We start from the raw sequence: 20273 nt of genomic DNA on the forward strand, positions 1-20273 counted from the left end.
CATTACAGCGTGTGCGACCGGTCGCCGCTGGAAAACGCCTGCAGCGTGTCTTCCAGTCCGCGCGAGAACGCGATCACCTTGAATAGCTCGCCCATTTCGGCCTCCGACAACAGCTTCTGCACCGCGTTCGCCGCGGGCAAAAAGCGCGCTGTGTCGGCGGGATCGATTTCGGATAACGCATCCGTAATGCCGGCGTTCAGCAGAAAGCGGGCATGCGACGTGAAGCCCAGCAGGTCGGCTCCGGTTTCAACGCCGGCTTCGGCGATACCGGTGAACTCCACGTGCGCGGTGATGTCCTGCAAGCCAGGATAGACAAACGGATCGCCATGCGCGCGATGCCGGTAGTGGCACATCAGCGTACCCTGCGCGCGCTGCGCATGATAGTACTCGTGACGCGGGAAACCGTAGTCGATGAAAAACGCCGCGCCGCGTGTGAGCATCGTGCAGATGGTGCGCGTGAAGGCACGCGCGGCGTCGTGCGTTTCGGCGAGGTAGTCGCCGCCGGTCGTGTCGATTTCGGACAGCAATGCCATATCGGCGGTTGCGGAAACCGGGCGGTCTTCGAATGCGAACCACCGGTCGCGCCACGCAACGCCGCGTTCCCGCCAGTCGCCGTCCACGGAAGCAAAAAGCCGCACCGGCATCGCGTCCAACACTTCATTGCCGATCACCACGCCCTCGAAGCGCTCCGGCAGTGCGTCTAGCCAGCGCACTTTGCCCGCGTGTAAAGGCGCGACGGCTTCGATGGTTTCACGCTGACGCTCACGCAATTCTCCCGACAGATCGACGATCGAATAGCTGTCGAATTCGGCACCGAGCGCGGCGAGCGCGTTCAGTAACCCGGCCGCGAGTTTGCCGGTGCCGGCGCCGAACTCCATCACGTTGCGCGTACCGCTTGCGTGCAGCGCTTCGGCGACGGGACGCGCCAGCGTGGTCGCGAAGAGCGGCGACAGTTCGGGTGCCGTGACGAAGTCGCTGCCGTCGTCGCCGCGCAAGCCGAACTTGCGGGCGCCGCCGCTGTAGTAGCCGAGTCCGGGCGCGTACAGCGCGCGCTCCATATAGCGATCGAACGGCAACCAGCCGCCGGCCTCTTCAAGCTCCGCTCGAATGAGCGCGACGAGCGCTTCGGACTGCGCAAGCGCGCTCGGGCCGGGAGCAGGTAAACTATCGGGTTGGTGAGCTTTCGGATTCATTCCCGCATTGTAAATGACCGCTTCTATCGACACCGCCGCCGCCCGCGAGCCCGAAACGCCGCGTGTCGTCCTGATTACCGGCGCCGCGCGCCGCATCGGACGTTCGCTCGCGCTCGGCTTTGCCGCGCGGGGCTGGGACGTGGCCGTCCATTACGGCGCGTCGCGAGGGGAAGCCGAAGAAGTGGTCGCGGAGATCGCACGCATGGGCCGCCGCGCGGTGGCCTTGCATGCGGAACTGAGCGACGAGGCTCAGGTCGCGGCCCTGTTGCCCGCCTGCACCGCGGCGCTCGGCCGGCCGGTTTGCATCGTCAACAATGCGTCGAGTTTCCAAGAAGACACGCCTCGCAACGTCGGCTACGAACTGCTGCTGAAGCTGACCGCGATCAACCTCGGCGCGCCGCTCGTGCTGGCTCGCATGCTGTTCGACGCGACGCCGCAAGCCGCGCTTGTCGACGAAGCGCAGCGCAGCGTCGTGATCAATGTGTTGGACCAGAAGCTGTACAACATGAATCCGGACTACCTGTCGTATACGCTGTCGAAGGCGGCATTGCAGACAGCCACGATCGCGCTCGCGCAGGCGTTGGCGCCGAAAGTGCGTGTAGTCGGACTCGCGCCTGGTCTGACGATGCAATCCGCCGATCAAACGGCGGAGAGCTTCGCGGCCGCTCACCGGGTTACGCCTTTGGGCCGTGCGTCGCGGCCGGAGGATATTGTGGCCGCCGCACTGTATCTCGCGGACGCAACCGGCGTCACAGGAACGACGCTGGTGGTCGACGGCGGGCAGCACCTCGTGCCGCTGCCGCGCGACGTGATGTTTCTAACGGGTTTTTAATGGGTTTCTAATGGGCGTCTGAAGCGCCCTTTGCGTGCCCCCACGCTCTTTTGGACTGGAACGAACATGTTTGCCGCTCTTTCGCATCCCCGGCTCGCCGACTGCCGCCGGCTCTTTCTGCGCAATTACGAAGTGCACATCAACATTGGCGTGCACGACTTCGAGAAGCGCGGCGAACAGCGCGTCGTCATCAACGTCGAACTGTTCGTGCCGCTCGCGCTTTCCACGCCGGTGCAGGACAAACTGGATGAAGTGGTCGACTACGACTTCATGCGTTCGACCATTTCGCGCCGCGTCGAGCAAGGCCACATTCACTTGCAGGAAACGCTGTGCGATGACCTCGTCAAGGCCATGCTCGCACATCCGCAAGTGCGGGCCGCGCGCGTTTCGACAGAAAAGCCGGATGTTTATCCCGACTGCGACGCGGTGGGCGTCGAAGTTTTCCGCATCAAAGAGGATTGAGCCATGAATGCTCCGGAAATCATTGACGACACCACGCCCGCGACCCGTCCAAAGTCGCCGCTCACGCGCCGCGAGCAGAAGGAAGCGTACGAGAACAACAAGCTCTTCAAGCGGCTTGCGCGCCAGGTCGGCGAGGCAATCGGCGACTTCAACATGATCGAGGACGGCGACAAGGTGATGGTCTGCCTGTCGGGCGGCAAGGACAGCTATGCGATGCTCGACGTGCTGATGCGGCTGCGCGAGCGCGCGCCGATCAACTTCGACATCGTTGCGGTGAATCTGGACCAGAAGCAGCCTGGCTTTCCCGAGCACGTGTTGCCCGAGTATCTGAAGCAGCTCGACATACCGTTTCACATCGAAAATCAGGACACGTATAGCATCGTCAAGCGGCTCGTGCCCGAGGGCAAGACCACCTGCTCGCTGTGTTCGCGATTGCGGCGCGGCATTCTCTATCGTGTGGCGGGCGAACTGGGCGCGACCAAGATCGCGCTCGGCCATCATCGCGACGACATTCTGCAAACGTTGCTGCTGAACATGTTCTACGGCGGCAAGCTGAAGGGCATGCCGCCCAAGCTGCAATCGGACGATGGCAAGAACATCGTGATCCGTCCGCTCGCCTACGTGAAGGAAACCGATCTGGAAAAGTATGCGGAATTGCGTGAATTTCCGATCATTCCGTGCAATTTGTGCGGCAGCCAGCCGAATCTGAAACGCGCTGAGATGAAGGCGCTGATTCGCGATTGGGAAAAGCGCTTTCCGGGACGCATCGAAAATATGTTCAACGCGTTGTCGAATGTGGTGCCGTCGCACTTGATGGATCACAAGCTGTTTCCGTTCGCGGGCCTGCGCGCGACCGGCGAGGCCGATCCGCAAGGCGACATCGCATTCGACGAAGAACCTTGCTCGACCGACGCCGATAACGGCGCGCCGCTTGGCGCCGCGCGGCCGATCTCGATTGTCCAGTTCGACGATCTTTGATTCGAACGCTCGCAAAAATGGCGTCTGTGTGCGGGCTTTCGCTCGCGAAATGGCCGCTTTCGCGGTCATTTTGACAAGTGCGTGCATGATAGAATCGACGGCTCCAAACTCCGTCTATATGCCGACGCCATGAACATCGTGATTTTGGCGGCAGGCACCGGTAAGCGCATGCGGTCCGCGCTTCCCAAGGTGCTCCATCCCCTGGCCGGCCGGCCGCTTCTCGCCCATGTCATCGAGACTGCACGCACACTGAAGCCCACGCGGCTCGTCGTGGTGATCGGTCACGGCGCGGACCTGGTCCGCAAAACCGTTGCCGCGCCCGACGTGCAGTTCGCCGTGCAGGAACAGCAACTCGGAACGGGCCACGCGGTGCAACAGGCTTTGCCGCTACTCGATCCGTCCGTGCCCACGCTCGTGCTCTACGGCGACGTGCCGCTCACGCGTGCAAACACGCTGCGGGCGCTGGTAGAACGCGCCGGGCAGCATGGCTACGGCGTCCTCACGGTGACGCTTGCCGACCCGAGCGGCTACGGCCGCATCGTGCGCGATTCGCAGGGCAAGGTGTCCCGCATCGTCGAGCAGAAAGACGCGAACGCCGATCAGCTTCTGATTGCCGAGATCAACACGGGCATTATCGTTGCACCCACCGAGCGTCTTGCGGGCTGGCTCGCCGCGTTGAAGAACGACAACGCACAAGGCGAGTTCTATCTGACCGACGCGGTCGAAATGGCAATTGAAGCGGGCCTCGAAGTCGTCACCACGCAGCCTCAGGATGAATGGGAAACCTTGGGCGTGAACAGCAAGCAGCAGCTTGCCGAGCTGGAGCGGATTCATCAGCGCAACGTGGCTGACGCGCTGCTCGTGTCCGGCGTGACGCTTGCCGATCCGGCGCGCGTAGACGTGCGCGGCACGCTGGAGTGCGGCCGCGACGTGTCGATCGACGTGAACTGCGTATTCGAAGGCCGCGTAACGCTGGCTGATAATGTGACGGTCGGGCCGAACTGCGTGATCCGCAACGCGACCATCGGCGCGGGTACACGGATCGATGCGTTCACACATATCGAAGGCGCGGAAGTCGGCGCGAATGTCGTGCTCGGGCCTTATGCGCGGTTGCGACCGGGCGCGTCGTTGCACGACGAATCGCATGTCGGCAATTTCGTCGAGGTGAAAAACGCGGTGCTCGGCCGCGGCTCGAAAGCCAATCACCTCACGTATATCGGCGACTCGGATATCGGCGCGCGAGTGAATATCGGCGCGGGCACCATCACGTGCAATTACGACGGCGCGAACAAATCCCGCACGATCATCGAAGACGACGTTTTCGTCGGTTCAGACACGCAACTGGTTGCGCCGGTGCGTGTGAAGCGGGGCGCGACGATCGCGGCGGGCACCACGGTCTGGAAGGACGTCGAGGCAGACTCGCTGGTCCTGAACGACAAGACGCAAACCAGCAAGACGGGCTACGTACGCCCGACTAAAAAGAAGAGTTGATGGAACGGCCGCGGGGCGACGTGCGCCCTGCAAGCTTCCAGCACTGAACGAGGAACAGACCATGTGCGGCATTGTTGGCGCGGCAGCGCAACGTAATATCGTCCCCGTCCTGATCGAAGGACTGCGGCGCCTCGAATATCGCGGCTACGACTCTTGCGGCGTTGCCGTGCTGGGTGAGGGCGGCCCGGCGCGCGCTCGCAGCGTGGCGCGCGTCGCCGATCTCGACGATCAGGTACGCGACAGCCACTTGGGCGGCATCACCGGTATTGCCCATACGCGCTGGGCTACGCATGGCGCGCCGGTCACCGACAATGCTCACCCGATCTTTTCGAAAGATGCGCTCGCGTTGGTACACAACGGCATCATCGAAAACTACGAATCGTTGCGCGAAACGTTGCGTGACAAGGGTTACACGTTCGTCTCGCAGACCGATACAGAGGTTATCGCGCATCTGATTCACAGCCTTTATCGGGGCGATCTGTTTGCGGCTGTGCGCGAGGCGGTCGCGCAACTGCACGGCGCCTATGCGATCGCGGTGCTGCATAAAGACCAGCCGCATACCGTGGTGGGCGCGCGGCAGGGCTCGCCGCTCGTGGTGGGACTCGGCGACGGCGAGAACTTCCTTGCGTCCGACGCGCTTGCGCTCGCGGGCAGCACGGAGCGCTTCATTTTTCTGGAAGAAGGCGATGTCTGCGAATTGACGCTCGAGGGCGTGCGTATTGCCGACCGCGAGGGCAACGAAGTGCGCCGCGAGGTGCGTCAGGTCGCGGCATACGGCGGCGCCGTGGAGCTTGGCCCGTACCGTCACTTCATGCAAAAGGAAATCTTCGAGCAGCCGCGCGCGATCTCCGACACGATCCCGCAATCGGATTCGTTCGAAGCCTCGCTGTTCGGCGAAAGTGCCGGGAACGTGTTCGCGGATATCGACAATCTGCTGATCCTCGCGTGCGGCACGAGCTACTACTCGGGGCTCACCGCGAAATACTGGCTCGAGTCGATCGCCAAGATCCCGACGCAGGTGGAAATAGCCAGCGAGTATCGCTACCGCGAGTCGGTGCCTAATCCCAGGTCGCTCGTGGTCGTGATATCGCAGTCCGGCGAAACCGCTGACACGCTTGCAGCGCTCAAGCATGCGCAGGCGCTTGGGCATCGGCATACGCTCGCCGTGTGCAACGTCGGCACCAGCGCGATGGTGCGCCAAACCGAATTGGCGTTTCTCACGCATGCGGGCCGCGAGATCGGCGTTGCGTCGACCAAGGCGTTTACGACGCAACTGGTTGCGCTGTTCGTGCTGGCCGTCACGCTCGCGAAGCAGCGCGGGCGCGTGAGCCCGGAGCAGGAAACCGAATACTTGCGACAGCTTCGCCATTTGCCCGCCGCGCTGAACAGCGTGTTGGCGCTCGAGCCGCAGATCATCGCGTGGTCGGAAGAGTTTTCGCGCAAGGAACATGCGCTATTCCTCGGCCGCGGCATGCATTATCCGATCGCGCTCGAAGGTGCGTTGAAGCTGAAGGAAATTTCCTACATTCACGCCGAGGCGTATCCGGCTGGCGAACTGAAGCACGGGCCGCTTGCCCTCGTCACCGAGGCAATGCCGGTCGTGACTGTCGCACCAAACGACGCGTTGCTCGAAAAGCTCAAGTCGAATATCCAGGAAGTGCGCGCACGTGGCGGCCAACTCTATGTTTTCGCCGACGCGGATACGAAGATCGTCAACGACGAGGGCATCCACGTAATCCGGATGCCGGAGCACTACGGTCTGTTGTCGCCGATTCTGCACGTGGTGCCGCTGCAGTTGCTGGCGTATCACACGGCTTGCGCGCGAGGCACCGACGTGGATAAGCCGCGGAATCTCGCGAAGTCGGTGACGGTGGAGTAAGAGGGGTTGGCGGAGCTTTGTGGTTGTAGATTGAGGTAGCGCACCAGACAAAAGCGCCGGCTATATAGCCGGCGCTTTTTTGTTTGCACAGCCTCTGCCCTTGATGGCGACCCGCGAGGCTCGTCAGCGCCCGTTTGGGCTCACAACTCCGGCCGGGCGAGGTCGGACAACGCGATGTGTTCGCCGTAGACCTGCGCGGCTGCGACCGCCTCCAGCTTCGTTGGATACGGGCCGAGCTCCGGTGCGCCATCGAACGGGAACAGCACACGGCCGTCGGTCGTTCGAACGACTTTCAATACGCCGTAGAAACGCCGGTAGCCCGCGAGCTTGGACTTCGCCGATATTTCGAAATCGTCCTCCGATGCTGCGGGGACGCTGGGAATAAATGCGGTCTTGCTCATGCTGAGGACATCTCGTGTTCGATTAACCTGCGATTGTCGCGGACGGAAGATCGCCGGCGACCGTCATTGTCTCAAATCCGCGGAAGCGAGGCTGTTCACGTTCCAACGTGTGCGACGAGGAGCACGCAGACGTCATCAATCGCAACTAACGGATCACCTTTTGCGTTTGGACACACAGCGTGCAATCGGACCGCCGGCACATACAGCCACGGGACATAGGCTCTCCCGGGCAGCGTCTACGCGTAAGAGCCCGCATTTAGCCGACCGATGCCTATTTTTAAGGCAGGGTTATAATGCGCAAACTTTTTCCTCAGACCTATGCCATGAGTCGGTTACTTTGCCTGATACTGCTTTCGCTCGGCCTCGCCCAATCGGCGCTGGCTGAGGAGAACGGCGACCGCATGTCCGTCTATCTGACGCAGAAATTCGGTCTCGCCAAGGAGAAGGCGGCAAAGATATCCGACGCCGTGCAATCCGCAGCATCGAAATACTCGTTACCGCCGGCGCTACTGCTGGCGATTATCTCGATCGAGTCGCGCTTCAAGGAAAAGGCCAAGGGCGCCAACGGCGCGACCGGGCTGATGCAGGTCGTGCCGAGCGCTCATCGCGGGCTTCTGAGAAATGTGAAGGATCTCACCGAGCCGACGGCCAATATCGAAGCCGGCTCCGCGATTCTGTACGGCTACATGCGCTCGGCTAACGGCGATATGAACGCCGCGCTCAAGAGCTACGGCGGCTCGCAAGCCTACGCGCAAAAAGTCAGCATGCGTGCGGGCGATTTTGCCGGCGTCGCGACACCTCAAGACTCCGCCAAAAATTCGGACGGCCGAACGGCCTCCTGCAACGCTCGCACGTCCGACGGTTGCCCGGCATCCGGCAACTGGTCCGATGCGTTCACTGTTCCAGCGTCCAGTGCTGGCGGCGCGGGCCCAAGCAGGGCGGTAACGTCGGCGGCACTTCCCACAACGTCCAACTGAACGTCCACTCTTCTTCGTCGCAGCCTCGTTGCGCGGGACGACGGTTGGCAGCATCGCTGGACGCACGGTGAAAGACGGTGCAAGTCGCGCGTCGGCCGATTCGCTGCACGCTTTTTACGCACCGGCGACAACCGCTCTACAATGCGTTTCCTGTGCGATTTCTTTCGCATTCACGCAGCGTTTCTGATTGACCATGTCCACCTCGCTTCTAAAGACCACTGCGGCCTCGCTGTGCGGCCTGCTGATCCTCGCCGCCTGCAGCAGCGCGCCGACGCCCAAATTCCAGCAAGAGCTATTCGAAACCGGCGCGAGCCCCTATGCGCGCAATTTCAACTCGAGCGTCACGGACACATGTGAAGCTGCGCGTCGAGCCTTGTTGAGCCAGGGCTATCTGACGACGATGACCCGCAACGATACCGTCGACGGCACGAAGAACTTCCAGCCCACCGGCGACACCCACGTGGTCGTCGAATTTCACGTGGTGTGCACGCCGGGCGAAGAGGCGAGCAGTAGCAGCATCGTCTATGTGAACGCCGTGCAGAACGGCTTCGCTTTGAAGAAGAGCGACACGTCGGCAAGTGTCGGATTGAGTGTGCTCGGTTCGCTGTCACTGCCGATCCGCTCGAACAGCGACGCGATGGTGAAGATCTCTAGCGAGACGATTCCCTCGGGCAAGTTCTACGACCGATTCTTTGGTCTCGTCGGCCACTATCTGCAGACCGTGGTGCGCACTGAGCCTGTCGTCAGCGACCGTATCGAGACACATCTGCTGCCGGTGCCGGTCGAGGCAGCGGCGCCTACCCCTTCGCCTTCGCCCGACATCGCGGACCCGATCGGCAAAGCCGCTTCTGTGCAACCGGCGAGCGAAGCGGCCTTAGTACGCTGAGTCAGGCCGGATAAGTCGTCGGGCTGTCGCCGCTCAATGCGGCTGCAGCCCGCAAAACCAGCGCGCAGCCGCAGTTCTCCTAGGTCTTTTACTTAAGACGTATACATATGTAGTAGTAGTTAACAAGGGTTAGTCCTCTCTGTGGATAACCGCGAATTCTTCCGTTAGATCAAAGTAATGCGGTCGCGATAACTGTGGGGCTCTTCTCTGTAGAAAATCTACAAAGCCGGGATAACTTTTCACGTCGGCCACGCCTTCTCCTTTTTATCAAGATTTCGCGCACAGGCTGTTCCATGCGCTATCCCTACGTTATGCAAAGGCCGCTGTGGATAAGTAGTGGAGCGCCCGGTCGCATCAGGGGTGCGCAAGGCGTGGCCTCTAGTGCAACCGAGGGCTCGCGAGCGTACAGATCGCACGCACCGTCGCGCGCAGAGTAAGGCAGGCGGAACGAAGTTTGCGTCTCTCTTTCTGCAGCGCGACCGTTGCTATTTAGCCAAAACAGGTTGGTAAATGCCCGATCCGGGCATAGAGTTAAAGTGGTTTCTGAGGTTCTTGGTGCAGTGCGGGGGGTGTCGGATGAAACGCAAAACAGCACGACAGTTGGTCCGTCTTCTATCGGATATCAGGCATGCGGCCCATTGCAGCACGTTGCGGGCGGCGGCTACCAACCGGGAAATCGCGATCGCATCGGCCGAGCGCGATGCGGGGCTGGAAGAGAGTCACGAACGCGACGAAGGCAATGAAAGCGCCGATACGACCCGCGAGGTTCGCGAGAGCAAGCCGGCCCGGAGCGGATCATGAGAGCCTCGAGCGAACAGTCGTTGCGTTTTCTCGTCGAGAAATGGCTGGCGCCCGCTCCGTCTGCGGCCGTGCACGTCACCGAATTCAGTCGTACCCGCGATGGCGGCCGGCGCTACGTGCGCGTGGAGACATCGGCGGAATCAGGCTCGCGCGCTCTGTTCTTCTTTCGTCACGACGACGGCTGCTGGTGCGTATTCCCGCCCACCGGCGATGCAAGGCACCTGTACGCGCATCCGCGCGCCGCTTGACGGCGCACCTAGCCTGCCGCTTTTTCCCACCGCGTTTATCCCACGTTCCGGTGCTCGTTGAAGCGCCGGGTCATGCAACCGCAAGGCTCACCATCGTCTGATCCAATGCTTCGCGCGCGCCAATCGCGCGAGAGTGCGGCGGCTTCGGGCACAATCACGCGACGAACGGCGCCAGCGGCTAGACCGAAATGAGCCGCCGGCAGAGCTTTCGCTCGCAGCCCGAATCCCAGGCAACCCGATGGACGACAAAGACTGGATCGCCGGTGCCGCGAAGGCGCTCGCGATCATCGAGGCATTCGACGAAGAGCACGCGCGCATGACGCCGACCGCGGTAGCCGGACGCGCCGGTTTGTCGCGCACGGCGGCGCGCCGCTATTTGCTGACACTGCGCGAACTCGGCTACGTCGACACCGATGGCAAGCTCTTCTGGCTCGCGCCACGCGTGTTGCGGCTAGGGCAGTCCTATCTCGACTCCGCGCGCTTACCGCGCACGGTGCAGCCGTTCCTTCAACGGATTACGGCGACGCTTCAGGAGACGGCGCTCGTCGCGATTCTCGACGAACACGACGTTGTCTACGTCGCCCGTAATGGTGTGAACCGGGCGATGGCGGTCGGCTTCGTTCTCGGCTCGCGCGCGCCGGCGCCGTTATCGTCCGCGGGGTTGGTGTTGTTGGCGTTCCAGGCGCCGGAGAACATCGAACAATGGCTCGCGTCGTATCCGATCAAAGTGTTCACGCCGCACACATACTCCACCATCGAACGGCTGCGCGAAGTGCTCGGTGAGATTCGGCGCAACGGTTATGTGGTTACGGACCAGCAACTGGAACTCGGTGTGCGCGGCGTCGCGGTGCCGCTGCGCGACCGGCACGGCACCGTCGTCGCGGCGATTAGCGTGAGCATGCCGATCGGTCAGGAGTCGGCGAACGCGGCGCTGCACCGCGTTCTGCCGACGCTGCTCGAGACCGCTAGCCTGCTGCGCAACCTGGTGTAAGAAGAGCTAAGGGATATCCCTGATATCGGCTGTTTATGAGCGAAAGCGGCTCGAAAGCCAGCTGTCTCCCGGAAAATACATATCCCGTTTTGCGCATGACAAACCGCCTACGCCAGGTAATACTCTCCCGCGGGAAGCGGTAAGGCGCCTGTAGCGCTCCCTGCTTCACCGCGCAGTTATTTCATTCACACTGACTCAGTCGTTGAGGTTTGGGGAACAACACATGAAAAAAGTTATCGTCTCGCTCGCAGCAGCATCGATCGCGCTGGTTTCGGTTCAAGCTTTCGCACAAGCATCGGACGCAGCCGCTCCGGCCGCTGCTGCTAGCGCACCGAAGAAGCATCACGTGAAGAAGCTGAAGACGCACGGCAAGCGCGCTCCGGTTGCTGCAGCAGCGTCGGCTGCCGGCACGAACGACAAGGGCACGCAGAACTAAGCTGGCGCCCTTCGTCAGGCGAGCCGCTTCGCCTGCTGCACGCGCCGCACGATCGGCGCTTGTCATGCGGGTTCGATGCAGGCGTCGCAAGCAAAAAGGCCAGAGCTTCTGCTCTGGCCTTTTTGTATTCAGGTCGCGTTTGTCACAGGTCTCAACGCTTCGCAGCGATCTTCGCCGAGCGCGCTCGCATACCGCGCCGCGCATTCGCGGTAGCGGTGTTTAGCCCGCGAGGCCGCGTTTGATCACTTCGTTCAGTAGTCCGGTCATCCCTTCGGGATGCGTCGCGGCGCGCTCTTTCAGCTCGGCAACCAGGTCGCCGTTCAGCTTGCATGCGAACGCGACGAGACCTTGCGCCTGATCCAGTTTGCGCTGCTCGCGGCGATCCAGTTTCGGCTCCGCAGCCGAAGCCTTGCCGAAGCGTTCGGCCGTGGACTGCTTCATTGCATTGTTCAGCTTGAGTGCCTTGTTCTTTTCAAGGTCGGTCTTTTTCATCGCCATACGTCAGGCCTCTGCCAGATAAGTAATCCCGCATTGTACGCACCGCGCGTTGCGTCGCGCGAGCGAACGGCGTTGCACGTCAAGGCGAGGCGGCCGACGCATCTGCATCGCGAGCGTCGGCATCGACCGGCGCTGCGGCCACGCTGTCCATCAGCGCGCGCATTCTTTGCCAGTGCGTGCCTTCCCAGAATACGCGGCGGCACACGTCGCAAGTGACAAACTGGTTATGCCGCTGCAGCACGCCGTCGGGCGCGCGATCGCCGACTTCGTCGCGTGGAATGCGCCGCAGCGGTGCGTTGCACATCAGACATAGACGGAACGGCTGCGCGCTGCCCGCCAGATCCAGCCGTTCGAACACTTCGCGCAACTGCTCGCGCGGACGGAGCGTGCGGACGTAGCAGCCATGCGTAATCGAGCGGCGCTTCAATAGCTCGCGGTCGCGGGTGAGGACGATGCGGTTCTCGGCGGCGGCGAGTGCTTCGATATCCGCGTCGGGATAGTGGTTGTCGTAGAGCGTATCGAATCCCGCCAGGCGCAGCAGCGGGGCAAGGCCGCCCAGATGCGCGTCGGCGATGAAGCGCACTACGCGCAGCGGCCGTTCGCGCACTCGCAGCAGCGGGCGGATGTCGAGCGCTTCGAACTTCGGATAGACGGCGATGCGATCACCCTCGGCGAGAGGATGATTGAATCCCACCGACTCGCCGTTCACGAGGATCAGTTCCACTTCGGTGTGCGGTACGCCGAGCGCTTCAATTGCGTGTTTCGTCGTGGCGTCGCGCGCGCATGCGTAGGCGAACGCTCGCCGGCGCAGCGGCCGGGCGAGAAAATCGTTCAACTCCTCATAGAAGCGGAAAGTCGCGGTGACCATCGCAGAAGTATCGCACCGTGCGCCGTTGCGTGCCGCAGTGACATGCCCGGTTGCGCGCCGCGGTTGCGTCGTTTTCCTGCATATGTCCCACGGGTGTGCTTTACTTCCAGTTCTTTAGAAGACGGAGCCTCAGATGGACATCGGTTTTATCGGTCTCGGCGAGATGGGCGCCGCGATGGTTGCAAACATCCTGAAAGCAGGGCATCAGGTACGTGTATGGAACCGCTCGCCGGAACGCGCGCAGCCTCTCGTAGACGCTGGCGCGCGACTCGTCGCGACGCCTGCCGAAGCGTTCGCCGGCGACGCCGTGTTTTCAATGCTCGCCGACGACGCCGCGTTGCGCGAGGTCGTAACGGCATCGCTGCTGGAGCATGCGCCGCGTGGCCTGATTCACGTGAACATGGCGACGATCTCAGTTGCGCTCGCCGAAGAACTCGCGACCGCGCATGCGTCGCGCGGCGTCAATTACGTTGCCGCACCGGTGCTCGGCAGGCCGGACGTGGCCACCGCCGGCAAACTGACGATCGTGGCCGGCGGGCCTGCGGAGTCGATCGATCGCGTGCAGCCCGTTTTCGACGCGATCGGGCAGAAAACCTGGCGCATCGGTTCGCTGCCGCAACAGGCGAACGTCATCAAGCTTGCCGCCAACTTCATGCTTGGCGCGGCGGTCGAGACGCTGGGCGAAGCGGCCGCGCTGGTGTCGGGGCATGGCCTCGCGATTCAGGATTTCCTCGACGTGATCACGAGCGGGATTTTCCCCGGCCCGGTCTACGCAGGCTACGGCAAGATGATCGCGGAGCAGAGCTACGAGCCGGCGCTCTTCAAGGCGCGCTTGGGGCTGAAAGACCTGCGGTTGGCGCTTGCCGCAGCCGACGCAGTCACGACGCCGCTGCCAATCGCGAGCGTCGTTCGGGACAGCCTGCTGGAGGCAGTCGCGCATGGCGACGGCGAGAAAGATTTCGCGGTGCTGGGCCAGGTGGCGGCCCGCCGCGCCGGCCGTTGATCAACGCGGCCCGCACAGGCGGTGCCGCTTCACGTTCACTAGTTGCCCAACCTTTTGCGGTGATGTCATGAGTTTGCATACCTGGTGGCTGTTTGCCGCCACTGTCTTTGTCGTGTGCGCCATTCCGGGCCCGAACATGTTGCTCGTCATGACGCACGGCGCCCGGCACGGCCTGCGCCGTACAGGCGCCACGATGGCCGGATGTCTGTCGGCGCTGGTGCTGATGCTGGCGGTGTCGGCGGCGGGGCTCGGCGTGTTCCTCGAAGCGTGGCCGGCTCTCTTCAACGCGCTGCGTTTTATCGGCGCGGCGTATCTGGTGTATTTAGGCATCGAGGCGTGGCGCGCGCCCGCCGACGAAACCGCGGCGACCGAAGCTGCGACCAATGCCGACGACCGGACCGCGAAACCGGTCCGCTCGCCTTTCGCGCTGTTTCGCAACGGTTTTCTGGTGTCGGGCAGCAATCCGAAGGCGATTCTGTTCGCCGCGGCGCTGCTGCCGCAATTCATCGACGCCTCGCTGCCCAAGCTGCCGCAGTTCGGCATTCTGGTGGCGACGTTCGCCGTTCTCGAGGTGAGCTGGTATTTCGTCTACGCCGGATTCGGCACGCGCATCGGCAGTCGTCTGAAGAGCCGCAGTGTCGCGCGAATGTTCAATCGCCTGACGGGCGGTGTTTTCGTCGGTTTTGGCGCGATGATGGCGTTAGTGCGGCACTGACGGCGGCGTGTTCCGGCCTGTCCAAGCACATGTGGCGAAACTGCAACAAGAGGGGACAACCCTGATTTTGATGTTGCGTCGCACCAAACCTTTTGCTATAGTTTGTCTTGTCTCCTCCATGTCTCCTCTGATATGGATTCAGCCCGCCAACTTAGGCGGGCTTTTTTTTGCCTCGGATTCCTTCTGTCCCTACAAGCAAAAAGTCGGCTCTCCGCACGCAGTGGGCCGGCTCGGTCGCGCGTCGCTTGTGTCAGAACTTATACGAGACCGCGAGGAACGAGATGATCGGGTCAGCTTTGAGCTCGGCTTTCGAGACGCCCAGTTCCGTGCCGTCCGCGGCTTTGATAATGACCGACGACGTCGTCTTCAGCGGAATGTAGGTCACTGAGGCCACCAGGCCCCAATGTTCCGTGATGTTGTACGCGAGGCCCGCGTTGAACACCGGCGCCCACGAGGACGACGCCTTCGCCGACACCTGGGTTTTGCCCGGTTTGCCCGCGCCCGCGGCGAGGATGGCGCCAAGGTTCTCCTGCGTCGATTGCACGAAGTTCGGGCTCAGCTGAATGTCCGAAAACCAGTTGTACGACACGCCGACGCCCACAAACGGCCTGAATTTAGCCGTCGGCGCATTGAAGTAGTACTGGAAGAGCAGCGCCGGGCTCCACTGGCGCACACTCTTTACGATCGGATTCACCTGCGGATCGCCGATGTCCTGCTGGCCGAGCGCGCCGGCCGGTCCTGGCGGCCTGATCGTGCCGTGCCCGTAGATCTTGAACACAGGCGGCACGCCCGCCACCGTCGTCACGGCAATGTGATCGGTCAGGTAATGGCTGAACACAAGGCCGACGGTGTCGGCGTTGTTCGTCGACAGACTTGTGCCTTCTGAGGTGAACGAACTTGGCAACCGCAGCGGCGTGTTGATCGGCGTGGGCGCGACATGGGTGGTCAGCGGCGTGCTCGAATCCTGCGGCATGACGTGAAACCAGCCGAGCGCGGCGACGTTGTCGCCCGCATGTTGTGCGTGCGCACTGGCGGACAGGCACGCGACCAGCATCGCGAGACAGATTTTTTTCATGTTGTTGCTCCTCTAGGGCGCTCGTCAGGCGCGAGGCGCGCGTCGAGCGATGGCGCAGGCCGCAAGGCCGGCGCGCATGATCGTCGCTAACCGGGCCGCCGCGCTGCAGGAGCGGGCGGCGACCTCGGCGCAAAGGCCATTGCGTAATGACGGCGCGGGCGTGCCCGTTACTGGACGAAGGCGCCGATCGTGAAGTACGGCGAGGCCGCGTTGGTCAGATCCAGGTAGCCGAATACGCCGCCCGTGAAAATCATCTTTCCGGTCGCCGTATTGCCCGTGGATGCGCCGACATGCGTCGTTGTGACTACGCCCGGCACTGTTTGCGTGAAGTCGAGATTCAGCGCGGTAGCAAGCGAGGCCTGCGACGCGTTGAACGGATCGAGCAGCGTCGCCTGAGTGCCTGCCAGTGCGGTCGTGCGATAGTCGAACTGGCTGTCTACGCCGATGTACTCGCCGTTCTGCGAGTTGACCGCTATCGGACTCTGCGGCGAGAGAATCGAGATGCCTGATTCGTCGTCCGCGTACGGTCCAAGCGCGCCGTTTTGCGGCACCGTGACCGACGAGTTCGCCGCGCCGGTGCGCACGAGAATCGGCACCAACTGGTTGCGCAGCCTGCCGACGATCATGTAGCCGCGAGCTTTCGGCGTGGTGGCGAGCGTGGGCTTCGCCTGTCCCTGGAAGTTATTGGTCTGGAATGCGCCGCTGCCGTCGGCCGCCGGCGCGAAGTTACTGCCCGGCTGCTGGCATTTGCCCGCGTTGACGCCGGAGTTGTCGCACTCGGTCCACGTGCTGTCGGCGTTGATTGTGATTTTCGTATCCACGGCGACGGGCGCAAAATTCTGCGACGGCACCTGGTGGTAGCCAAGCTGGTTGTAGGAGCCGGCCACCTTCGTGATGTCGGTTTCGATCGACGAAAACCCGATGAACGGGTAGTAGGGGAACTTCGTGTCCGGTACGGCGCCGACGCCGAGAATGCCACCGAATGAAATTTCTGCACCTGGAATCGTGCCGCCCGCAACGCCCTCGCCGACGAAGATCCGTGCCGGCCGGTTCGGATCGAGGCTCGCGCCGTTCAGGCGGAACGCGCACTGGTTCAGCTTGTTGGTCGGCAGCAGCGTTTCCTGGGTCAGTGTGCCGCTCGCGACCTGACCCGCACGCGTTGGGACGACGGTGCCGGTGGTCGCGGGAATCGGAGATTCGACGTAGGTCACCTGCCACGTCATCTTTGCGGTGTCGAGTTGCAGTTTGACCAGTTCGCCGTCACCGCCGCCGCCTGTGTACACCGTGCTGTAGTCGAGCGACGCGGGGCACAGTCGAACTTCCGTCATTGGTCCGTCGCCGCCGCCACCACCGCCGCATGCCGCCAGTAACGGTGCCGCAAGTGCGAGCACCGACAGGAATCTCCATTTCATATCGCCTCCAGAATTTTTTCGTTGTAGGTGGCCGGCTCCCAGTCCAGCCACCGCTTGCTCTTTTATGTCTCGTCCTGCCAACTGGGTTTGCTTCCCCGCTACTTGCTGATTTGCGCTCCTATGCCGAAGTACGGCGTGCTGGGCGTGTCCGCATTCGCCGACGTCGATGCGATGCCGTCGTTCTCCGCGCCCTGGATCTCGATCGCGTATAAACCGCCCGAGGCGATCGCGAAGCCGGTCTTGCCTTTGGCGTCCTGCACGCCGACGAGTCCGGGGCTCGGCAATCCGTAGCCGAGGCCGAAGCCGCTTTCGCCCGCCGAAGTGCTCGGGTTGATGAACGTGCCGACCGCGCCCTGGATCAGCGTCGCCGTGTACTTGAAGTTCGAATCGGCGCCGACGTAGCCGCCGTCGAAGCCGCCGGATGCGAGCGGCGTTGCCGCGGCGAGCATCGCGATACCGGACTCGTCGTCGACCTTGGCGTCGAGATGAAGCGGCGCAGTCCCCAGGTTGATGAAGCCGGTGCGCACGACGAGCGGCACGGTCGCGCCGTTCACCTGGCCGAGAATCATGTGCGCGGTCCCCGACTTGCCGGTCGCGCCGACCAGCGGGAGTTGAAACTGCTGCACGATCTGCGGCGCCTGCTGGCTGTCGAAGTAGCCGTTGCTGTTGAGCGTCAACGGGTTGCCGGTGGTCAGGCAGCCGCCGGCGTTGGGTGAGTAATTCGGATTGGCCGTGTTGCTGCTCGTGCAGGTGCCGCTTGCGTCGAACGTTTCGACGGTGTTGGTCGCGACCGTCGAGTAATTGCCCGACGGTGCCAGGTGATACAGCAAGCCGTTGTACGTGCCCGGCAGTTTCGTGATGTCGGTGGTCGTGCTCGCGAAGCCGAGGAACGGGTAAAAGTCGAAATGCCGGTTCGGCACCGCGCCGATGCCCGAGCCGATGAGCGGAATCGACAATCCGTCGAACTGGACCGTCGCGCCCGGGATGCCGCCGCCCGCCACGCCCTGGCCGACGAAGATCATCGGCGGATTCGGGTTGTTAGCAAAGCCGGGCGTGGTGTAGGGCTGGCCGTCGCCGGCCGCGGTGCCGGTGCCCGCGCCGAGAATGAACGCGCAGCGTGTTTGTTCAGCGGTTGGCAGCGTGCCGGTGGGCGGGTGAATCACCGCGCCGGTGATCTGGGTGCCGGCTCGCGTGGGTGTCACTGTGCCGGTGCGCAGCGGAATCGGCGACTCGAGCCACTTGAGCGTGTAGGTCATCGCAGTGGCGTCAATGTTGATCTGCACCACCTCGCCGCTGCCGGCCCCGCCGAGGAACGTGCTTTTGACGATGTCGGCGGTGGCGGGACAGAGCGCAGCCGCAGTGCTGTTCGAAGCAGGCGGGCCCTGCACGCCGCAACTGGAATCCGAGCATTGCGGCGAGTTGATCGGGCCGGGATTATCGGCTTTGCCGCCGCCGCAAGCTATTAGTAAAGGCGTCGTGGCAATAGCCATTGCCAGGCCTCGAATAATGGCGTCCGCCATACTGTTGTCTCCCTTCATGTATTTGTGCGAGCTAATTTCGCTGCGCGATTAACGCCTGTCAATTGAATGAGCCGTCTAAAAAAGCCGATTCAAACAACGGCATTTTGGCTATGCACGCAGTGAGTGGGCGCAAGCGGCGCTTTTAAACAAAAACGTGAGTTGGACGCGAAAGCACGCTTCGTTGCTCGGCGGCACACCCTTGCCAGGTAAGCCTGAGAGCAAAATGGCTCTATGATCTGCGAACGATCGTTCGACAAAAAATCCGGAGTTTCCCTATGCGGAAAACTATGCTGATCGAATGACGGGCGGGGAAGAGTTACCCGAAAAATTCAACTCGTGATTCCGCGGATTCAAATAACGGGAGCCCGGTTCGAATAACTGTAAATAAATGTTTCAGCGGAGGGGTTTTTAAAACAAAAAAAGCCGGTCTCTTGAGACCGGCTTTCGCAAAGCTGACAAACGGCAAATCGATGCCGCTATTTAACCTTGTTAGCGTTTCAAACCGCTTTCCTCATCCGCGCCGATTGCCAGATTCATGCATTGAATCGCCGCGCCCGAAGCGCCCTTGCCCAGGTTGTCGAGGCGAGCCACGGTCACGAAGCGCTCCGCCGTGCCAAACACGAACAGATCGACGCGGTTCGTGTCGTTGTTCGCCTGAACGTCGAAGAAACCGCTGTCGAGATTCGCTTCGGCGTCGAACGGCGCGACGCGCACGAACGCTTCACCGGCGTAGTACTCGGCGAGATGTGCCTGCACCTGTTGCGGCGTGGTCTTCCTCGCCAACTGGCGCGGCGAGAAGTAGGTGGTGACAGCGAGACCCTTGTAAAAGTCGCCGACGATCGGCGTAAAGATCGGCGCCGACGTCAGCCCGGTGTGCGCCGCCATTTCCGGCAAATGCTTGTGCGTGAGACCCAGCGCGTAAGGACGCGGGCTCTTGAGCTTCGCATTACCGCCGGCTTCGTAGTCGGCGATCATTTTTTTGCCGCCGCCGCTATAGCCGGTGATCGAATAAGCGTGCGCGTCGAAGTCAGGCGCGACCACGCCCGCGTCCACGAGCGGGCGCATGGCCAGCACAAAAGCCGATGCGTGACAGCCGGGAACGGCGATGCGCTTGGCTGTGCGCAGGCGCTCGCGCTGCGAACGGGCAAGTTCCGGCAGTCCGTAAGCCCAGTCTGCGGACGTGCGGAACGCGGTGCTGGCATCGATCAGAACCGTGCGCTCGTTCTCAACGAGTGAGGCCGATTCGCGGGACGCAACATCGGGCAGGCACAAGAACGTCACGTCCGACGCGTTGATGAGACGACGACGCTCCTCGATATCTTTGCGCTTCGCTTCGTCGATGCGCAGAATCTCCACGTCGGCGCGCTGCGACAGGTATTCAAAAATCTTCAGGCCGGTCGTGCCTTCCTGTCCGTCGACAAAAACTTTCGTGCTCATCTCGATCTCACTGGCTTCTTTGAAAACGGCGCGCTAGGCCGCGCGAAAACGCCATTTTAAAACCTCATCGCCGCGCGCGTGCGAAAGCGCTGGAAACGGGCGCAAAAACAGCAGAAAAACGACGATGCTCGCTCAAGGTGACAGCGGCATGACGCAGGCGCGGCGCAGCA

General features: G+C 62.3%; 21 protein-coding genes. 13 read left to right on the top strand and 8 right to left on the bottom strand.

The genetic code is table 11. The features are described from left to right. Window positions 1-2 precede the first annotated feature (2 nt). The gene (locus tag ACTJLB_RS03350) at window positions 3-1193 is read right to left on the bottom strand and encodes a class I SAM-dependent methyltransferase (RefSeq protein WP_440782479.1); all 1191 of its coding nucleotides are present in this window, start codon (window positions 1191-1193) and stop codon (window positions 3-5) included. A gap of 13 nt (window positions 1194-1206) precedes the next feature. Between ACTJLB_RS03350 and ACTJLB_RS03355 the strand changes: the two genes are divergently transcribed. From ACTJLB_RS03355 to glmS, 5 genes are all read left to right on the top strand, one after another. Further along, on the top strand, window positions 1207-2025 hold the full coding sequence (locus ACTJLB_RS03355; RefSeq protein WP_440782480.1) for an SDR family oxidoreductase: 819 nt from the start codon (window positions 1207-1209) through the stop codon (window positions 2023-2025). A gap of 66 nt (window positions 2026-2091) precedes the next feature. Further along, on the top strand, window positions 2092-2487 hold the full coding sequence (locus tag ACTJLB_RS03360; RefSeq protein ID WP_408413534.1) for a dihydroneopterin aldolase: 396 nt from the start codon (window positions 2092-2094) through the stop codon (window positions 2485-2487). 3 nt (window positions 2488-2490) lie between these two features. Further along, window positions 2491-3465, top strand: a complete 975-nt coding sequence (gene ttcA / locus ACTJLB_RS03365) for a tRNA 2-thiocytidine(32) synthetase TtcA (RefSeq protein ID WP_131320034.1) — start codon at window positions 2491-2493, stop codon at window positions 3463-3465. 129 nt (window positions 3466-3594) lie between these two features. Beyond that, window positions 3595-4956 carry a bifunctional UDP-N-acetylglucosamine diphosphorylase/glucosamine-1-phosphate N-acetyltransferase GlmU gene (gene glmU, locus ACTJLB_RS03370; RefSeq protein ID WP_440782481.1) on the top strand — a complete coding sequence of 454 codons (1362 nt, stop codon included), beginning with the start codon at window positions 3595-3597 and terminating at the stop codon, window positions 4954-4956. 61 nt (window positions 4957-5017) lie between these two features. Further along, on the top strand, window positions 5018-6835 hold the full coding sequence (gene glmS, locus ACTJLB_RS03375; protein WP_020070807.1) for a glutamine--fructose-6-phosphate transaminase (isomerizing): 1818 nt from the start codon (window positions 5018-5020) through the stop codon (window positions 6833-6835). Between the two features lie 140 nt (window positions 6836-6975). Here the strand turns inward: glmS and ACTJLB_RS03380 are convergent, their stop codons facing one another. Continuing rightward, window positions 6976-7236 (bottom strand): DUF6723 family protein, encoded by a 261-nt coding sequence (locus ACTJLB_RS03380; RefSeq protein WP_027777025.1) that lies wholly within the window; start codon window positions 7234-7236, stop codon window positions 6976-6978. Window positions 7237-7559: 323 nt separating this feature from the next. Here ACTJLB_RS03380 and ACTJLB_RS03385 point away from each other — a divergent pair, with 323 nt between their 5' ends. From ACTJLB_RS03385 to ACTJLB_RS03410, 6 genes are all read left to right on the top strand, one after another. Next, window positions 7560-8213, top strand: a complete 654-nt coding sequence (locus tag ACTJLB_RS03385) for a lytic transglycosylase domain-containing protein (protein WP_440782482.1) — start codon at window positions 7560-7562, stop codon at window positions 8211-8213. 193 nt (window positions 8214-8406) lie between these two features. Further along, window positions 8407-9099: a DUF2242 domain-containing protein gene (locus ACTJLB_RS03390; RefSeq protein WP_310066071.1), complete on the top strand. Its 693-nt coding sequence runs from the start codon at window positions 8407-8409 to the stop codon at window positions 9097-9099. Window positions 9100-9675: 576 nt separating this feature from the next. After that, complete coding sequence (locus tag ACTJLB_RS03395; protein WP_440782483.1) at window positions 9676-9900, top strand: hypothetical protein; 225 nt, start codon at window positions 9676-9678, stop codon at window positions 9898-9900. Next, on the top strand, window positions 9897-10148 hold the full coding sequence (locus tag ACTJLB_RS03400; protein WP_087752449.1) for a hypothetical protein: 252 nt from the start codon (window positions 9897-9899) through the stop codon (window positions 10146-10148). The genes ACTJLB_RS03395 and ACTJLB_RS03400 overlap by 4 nt, the downstream gene beginning before the upstream one ends. Window positions 10149-10386: 238 nt before the next feature. Further along, window positions 10387-11139: an IclR family transcriptional regulator domain-containing protein gene (locus ACTJLB_RS03405; protein WP_020070813.1), complete on the top strand. Its 753-nt coding sequence runs from the start codon at window positions 10387-10389 to the stop codon at window positions 11137-11139. A gap of 223 nt (window positions 11140-11362) precedes the next feature. Further along, a complete protein-coding gene (locus tag ACTJLB_RS03410) occupies window positions 11363-11575 on the top strand; it encodes a hypothetical protein (RefSeq protein WP_020070814.1) in 213 nt (70 codons plus the stop codon). A 219-nt stretch (window positions 11576-11794) separates the two neighbouring features. On the opposite strand, the gene ACTJLB_RS03415 is transcribed toward ACTJLB_RS03410, so the two are convergent. After that, complete coding sequence (locus tag ACTJLB_RS03415) at window positions 11795-12073, bottom strand: hypothetical protein (protein WP_020070816.1); 279 nt, start codon at window positions 12071-12073, stop codon at window positions 11795-11797. 79 nt (window positions 12074-12152) lie between these two features. Continuing rightward, window positions 12153-12941: a Mut7-C RNAse domain-containing protein gene (locus ACTJLB_RS03420; RefSeq protein ID WP_131320026.1), complete on the bottom strand. Its 789-nt coding sequence runs from the start codon at window positions 12939-12941 to the stop codon at window positions 12153-12155. A 133-nt stretch (window positions 12942-13074) separates the two neighbouring features. Here ACTJLB_RS03420 and ACTJLB_RS03425 point away from each other — a divergent pair, with 133 nt between their 5' ends. Further along, entirely contained in the window at window positions 13075-13944 is an 870-nt protein-coding gene (locus tag ACTJLB_RS03425; protein ID WP_020070818.1) for an NAD(P)-dependent oxidoreductase, read from the top strand. 67 nt (window positions 13945-14011) lie between these two features. Beyond that, window positions 14012-14659, top strand: a complete 648-nt coding sequence (locus ACTJLB_RS03430; RefSeq protein WP_440782484.1) for a LysE family translocator — start codon at window positions 14012-14014, stop codon at window positions 14657-14659. 250 nt (window positions 14660-14909) lie between these two features. Here the strand turns inward: ACTJLB_RS03430 and ACTJLB_RS03435 are convergent, their stop codons facing one another. The 4 genes from ACTJLB_RS03435 to argC all read right to left on the bottom strand — a co-directional run bounded on the left by ACTJLB_RS03435 (window position 14910) and on the right by argC (window position 20103). Further along, window positions 14910-15734 (bottom strand): OmpW/AlkL family protein, encoded by an 825-nt coding sequence (locus ACTJLB_RS03435; protein WP_440782485.1) that lies wholly within the window; start codon window positions 15732-15734, stop codon window positions 14910-14912. A 167-nt stretch (window positions 15735-15901) separates the two neighbouring features. Continuing rightward, window positions 15902-17146 carry a DUF2957 domain-containing protein gene (locus ACTJLB_RS03440; protein ID WP_440782486.1) on the bottom strand — a complete coding sequence of 415 codons (1245 nt, stop codon included), beginning with the start codon at window positions 17144-17146 and terminating at the stop codon, window positions 15902-15904. A 98-nt stretch (window positions 17147-17244) separates the two neighbouring features. Continuing rightward, the gene (locus ACTJLB_RS03445; RefSeq protein ID WP_440782487.1) at window positions 17245-18666 is read right to left on the bottom strand and encodes a DUF2957 domain-containing protein; all 1422 of its coding nucleotides are present in this window, start codon (window positions 18664-18666) and stop codon (window positions 17245-17247) included. A gap of 489 nt (window positions 18667-19155) precedes the next feature. Next, window positions 19156-20103, bottom strand: a complete 948-nt coding sequence (argC, locus tag ACTJLB_RS03450; protein ID WP_408126941.1) for an N-acetyl-gamma-glutamyl-phosphate reductase — start codon at window positions 20101-20103, stop codon at window positions 19156-19158. Between the last annotated feature and the right edge of the window lie 170 nt (window positions 20104-20273).

It is taken from the genome of Paraburkholderia sp. 22098 (genome assembly GCF_052045935.1).
In the GTDB taxonomy this organism is placed as follows: domain Bacteria; phylum Pseudomonadota; class Gammaproteobacteria; order Burkholderiales; family Burkholderiaceae; genus Paraburkholderia; species Paraburkholderia caledonica.